The sequence below is a fragment of the Streptomyces sp. HSW2009 genome, assembly GCF_040240285.1.
Taxonomy (GTDB): domain Bacteria; phylum Actinomycetota; class Actinomycetes; order Streptomycetales; family Streptomycetaceae; genus Streptomyces.
The window spans coordinates 1-4,652 of the sequence record NZ_JBEHZD010000574.1 but is presented as its reverse complement, the minus strand read 5'-3'; the positions used below and the strand labels follow the sequence as shown (position 1 = coordinate 4,652).

General features: G+C 73.9%; 3 protein-coding genes. 1 reads left to right on the top strand and 2 read right to left on the bottom strand.

Annotated features, from left to right (window positions below):
• Positions 1–150 precede the first annotated feature (150 nt).
• Entirely contained in the window at positions 151–1,806 is a 1,656-nt protein-coding gene (locus AAHZ94_RS28790; protein WP_349996543.1) for an ATP-binding cassette domain-containing protein, read from the bottom strand.
• A 486-nt stretch (positions 1,807–2,292) separates the two neighbouring features.
• Between AAHZ94_RS28790 and AAHZ94_RS28785 the strand changes: the two genes are divergently transcribed.
• Positions 2,293–3,141 (top strand): SDR family oxidoreductase, encoded by an 849-nt coding sequence (locus AAHZ94_RS28785; RefSeq protein WP_349996541.1) that lies wholly within the window; start codon positions 2,293–2,295, stop codon positions 3,139–3,141.
• A 488-nt stretch (positions 3,142–3,629) separates the two neighbouring features.
• Here the strand turns inward: AAHZ94_RS28785 and AAHZ94_RS28780 are convergent.
• The coding region (locus tag AAHZ94_RS28780) for a response regulator transcription factor (RefSeq protein ID WP_349996539.1) at positions 3,630–4,652 on the bottom strand (1,023 nt) is incomplete at its 5' end.

Here is a 4,652-nt window from a genome sequence, read left to right as displayed (position 1 = left end):
GGCCCGCCCCGGGGCCCGGCGCCCCGGGGGCCCCCCCCGCGACGACCACCCCGTACGACCAGCGCCCCCCACCCACCAGCCACCCCGCGGCGACCAGCTACCGCAACCAGCCACCCCGCGGCGACCAGCTACCGCAACCAGCCACCCACCTCAGCCGCCGACCACCTCACCCCCAGCCGGCCGGCCGCCCAGCGGCAGCTTCGGCCAGTCGGCCAGGTCGCGCTGCAACTGCCGGTCGTGGGTGGCGAGTACGACGGCCGCCGCGGTGGCCCGCAACGCTTCCGTGAGCTCGTCGACCAGGGCGATGGACAGGTGGTTGGTCGGCTCGTCGAGCAGCAGGACGTGCGGCCGGGCCGCGAGCGCCAGCGCGAGATCGCGCCGGCGCTGCTGCCCCATCGACAGTTCGGCCACCGGCCGGCCCGCGTCGTACGCGTCGAGCAGCCCGAGCGCCCCGAGCCCCACCACCTCGTCCGCCGCCAGCACCCCGGCGCTCACCAGGCGCGCGGTGTGCGCCTGGTAGAGGTCGTACGCGCGCTGCGCGCCGGCCCGTTGCGTCTCCTGGCCGAGCAGGTGCAGCCGGACGGTGGGCGCCCGGTGCACCCGGCCCGTACCCGGTGCGAGCCGGCCGGCCAGTACGGACAGCAGCGTGGACTTGCCCGCCCCGTTCGGTCCTGTGACCACGAGCCGGTCGCCCGATGACACCGCGAGGTCGGCGGGTCGGTCGAGCCGTCCGGGCACGGTCACCCCGGCCGCGCCGAGCAGCACCGTGCCCGGCCTGCTGGGCAGTTCGGGCAGGGCGAACCGGCGCGGCGGCTCGGGCGCGGTGACCTGGTGCCGCTCCAGGTCGCTGCGCCGCCGGTGCACGGAGCGGACCAGCGCACCGGCCCGGGTGGCCCGCCCGTGCTTGTCGGTGCCCTTGGCCGGCCGCCACCCGGTGGTCAGCCGGTTCTGCGCCTCCGACAGGGCCTGTTGCAGCCGCTGCCGCTCGGTCTGTTGCAGCTCGTACTCGGCTTCCCAGCGGGCCAGTTCGGCCGCCCGCCCGGCGCGGTAGCCGGCGTACCCGCCGCCGTAGCCGCGCGGCCGGCCGGCGCGGCTGGGGTCGAGGTCGAGCACCGTGGTCGCGACGTCGGCGAGCAGCGCCCGGTCGTGGCTGACCACGACGACGCCGCCGGCGTGCGCGCGCAGCCGGGCGGTGAGGAAGCCGAGCCCGGCCAGGTCGAGGTGGTTGGTCGGCTCGTCGAGCAGCAGGAAGTCGTCGTCGGCGCCGAGCAGACAGGCCAGCCTGACCCGGTAGCGCTGGCCGACGGAGAGGGTGTGCAGCGGGCGGTCCCGGTCGCTGACGGCGCCGAGCCCGGCGAGCGCGACCGTCACCCGCCGGTCGGCGTCCCAGGCGTCCAGCGCCTGCGCCGCCTCCAGGGCCTGCGCGTACGCGGCGTCGGCGCCGGGCAGCCCGTCGGCGAGCGCCGCCGCCCCCGTGTCGAGTTGCCGCAGCGCGGTACGGGCTGCGGCAAGGTGGTCGTCGATGAGGGTGCCGACGGTGCGTTCGGCGTCGACCGGCATCTCCTGCTCGGCCAGCGCGAGGGTGCCGACGCGGTGCACGCTCCCCGCGTCGGGCGCCTGCGTGCCGGCCAGCACGTGCAGCAGCGTCGACTTGCCGCGCCCGTTCTCACCGACCACGCCGCAGCGCATCCCCGGTGAGACGGTCAGTTCGACGTCGTGCAGTACGGTCCGGCCGCCCCGCTCCACGCGGACGCCGGCGCAGGTCAACTGGGCCCGCGCGCGGGCGGGTAGGGCAAGGGTGGGCATGGTGTCTCTTCCTCCGACAGGAGGCGCGCGCGACCGCCACACAGGGCGGGGTTGGGGCGCGGGCCTTCACCTGACAACCAGTCCGGGCCCGGAAAGGGGCGGGACCGCGGGCAACGTCAGGCCTCCGACGCCGACCGCGTCAGCACGCGGCCCGGGACGCCGGGTGGGCCACCGGCCCGATCAGAGGAAGAGCAACATCTGCTGCATACCGGCAGGCTAACAGCGACGCCACGGCTGCCCGTAGGAATTTTTCGCCCCCGGGGGGCCGCGGACCGTCCCACCCACAGGCGTACGCGCCGGCCCGCAAACCACCCACAGCCGCATCGGGACGTGGGCCGCCGAGGTGTACCGACGAAAGTGTCTGAGCACGGGCACGGACGCGCTTGGTGGTGGCGCTTCCTGTCCCACCCTCCTCAAGCGGAGGAGCCCTCCGGTAATGTCGATGAGGACGGACTCGTGACGCCTTCTCAAACGGTGGGGGACAGGATGATTCTTGTGACGGGCGCGACCGGCACCATTGGCCGGTACCTGGTACGGGCGCTTGCGGAGGCGGACGAGCCCTTTCGCGTGCTGGTGCGGGATGCCCGCAAGGGCAAGGAGTTGGGGTGCGACTTCATCGTCGGGGACTTCGACGAGCCGACGTCGGTGGTGTCCGCCCTGAAGGGTGTTGACCGTCTTCTGCTCAACAGTGGCGGCGCGCTCCCAGTGACCGGGCAGCAGCCGATGGTCCGGCAACAGACCGGCGTTGTCGACGCGGCACGGGCTGCCGGGGTCTCGTGGGTGGTGAAGATATCGGCGTGGCAGCCTGGTCCGGATACGAAGCTGTCCCTGCGCGGGCACTGGGAGATCGAGCAGCACCTCAAGACGTCCGGGCTGCGCTGGTCGTCGCTGCGACCCACCAGTTACATGCAGAACTTCTTCACCGGCGACGGCGGCTTCGCCCACGGCGGCACCCTGGCAGGTCCGTACGGCACGGGACGCGTGGCATACATCGACGCCTACGACATCGCGGCCTGCGCCGCCGCGCTGCTGACGGGCCCGCTCGGAGGCGGCGAGAGCTATGCGCTCACCGGCCCTGAGGCCCTGACGCATGCGGAGATCGCGGCGAAACTCGCCATTCCCTTCATGGACCTGACGCACCAGGAGGCGGCTGAGGGCCTACGGGCACAAGGGCTACCCGACTGGTTCGTGGATGACCTTCTCCAGCTCTACGCCGACATGGCAGCCGGCTCGATGTCCGGGGTGACGACGGCGGTGCGGGACCTGACTGGACGTGCACCGCGTACCTTCGACGAATTCTTGATACGCCAGCAGGACACGCTCGCCGGACCATAGATCCCACAAGCTCATCGAAGAGGCCGAACACCGCCGGAACCCCGTCCTCCCCAGTGTTCAGCCGGCCTTGGCTGACTCCTCGGCTCGTGCCCGGGCGCTGGCATCACCCGACCGTGGATCGGGGTGCCTCCCAAACGCATCGACAAGTGACGTCACTACCTGCGCTATAGAGCCACACACCGGTTACGCGCCAACCCACCCACACCCACACCCACACCCGTACGCGTCAGCCCGTACGCACGCAGCCTGTTCACACCCACACCCACACCCACGGGCCGCACCCGCGGGGACTCCCACACCCACGGCCGCAGGCCCGTCCCACCCTGGTGCCCCGCGCCCGTAACCCTTCGCGGGCACAGCCGGCGGTTGGTTGGCGCCCGGCCGGGGGCAAGGCCCAGGTCACCGGGGCAGGCCCGGGGGCCCCGAAGCCCGGCCCGTGGAGGCGATCGGGGCGCGGGTCGGGGGTGGGGCAGCAGGCTGCCGGTCTGCTAGTTCGTGCCGATCTTCGCCAGCAGGTCCACGATGCGGCCCTGGACCTCGGGGCTGGTGGAGCGCTCGGCGAGGAAGAGTACGGTCTCGCCGGAGCTGAGGTGGGGGAGTTGGCCGGGGTCGATGTCGGCGGAGGTGTAGACGACCAGCGGGGTGCGGTTGAGCAGGCCGTTGCCGCGGAGCCAGTCGACGATGCCGGCGCGCCGGCGGCGCACCTGCATGAGGTCCATGACCACCAGGTTGGGCCGGGTCTGCGCGGCCAGGTTGACCGCGTCCGCGTCGGTGTCGGCACGGGCCACCTGCATGCCGCGCCGTTCCAGCGTCGCCGTCAGCGCGCTGGCGATCGGTTCGTGCTCCTCGATCAGCAGCACCCGCGGTGGGTGCTGCTCGCTGTCCCGCGGGGCCAGCGCCTTCAGCAGGACGGCCGGGTCGGCCCCGTACGCCGCCTCCCGGGTCGCCTGCCCGAGCCCGGCCGTCACCAGCACCGGGACCTCGGCCGCGACCGCCGCGGTGCGCAGCGACTGGAGCGCGGTCCGGGTGATCGGGCCGGTCAGCGGATCGACGAAGAGCGCCGCCGGGTACGCGGCGATCTGCGCGTCCACCTCCTCGCGCGAATGCACGATCACCGGCCGGTAGCCGCGGTCGCTCAGCGCCTGTTGCGTGGACATGTCGGGGGCCGGCCAGACCAGCAGCCGGCGCGGGTTGTCGAGCGGCTCGGGCGGCAGTTCGTCGTCCATCGGCGGGCGGTGGTCGTCGACGACCTCGACCGCACCGTTCGGTCCGTCCAACGGCTCCGGCCCCTCCGCGCCCTCGTCCGGCGCGCCTATGGCGAAGGCGCGGCCGGCGCCGGAGGCCAGCCGCTGCTGCGGCTGTCCCGCGTGCGGCTGGGGCTGCGGCATCGGCTGCGGAGCGCGGTGCGGCTGCTGCGGGAGCGCCGGCGCACGGCCCGCCGGTAGCGCCCCGCCGCCCGGCTGACCTGCGACGTCGCCGGGCGCCTCGGGGCCGCCCTGGTCCGGGTGCGT

Coding starts and splice junctions, on each gene's coding strand:
- AAHZ94_RS28790 (WP_349996543.1), bottom strand. CDS start 1,806: ATGCCCACCCTTGCCCTACCCGCCCGCGCGCGGGCCCAGTTGACCTGC.
- AAHZ94_RS28785 (WP_349996541.1), top strand. CDS start 2,293: ATGATTCTTGTGACGGGCGCGACCGGCACCATTGGCCGGTACCTGGTA.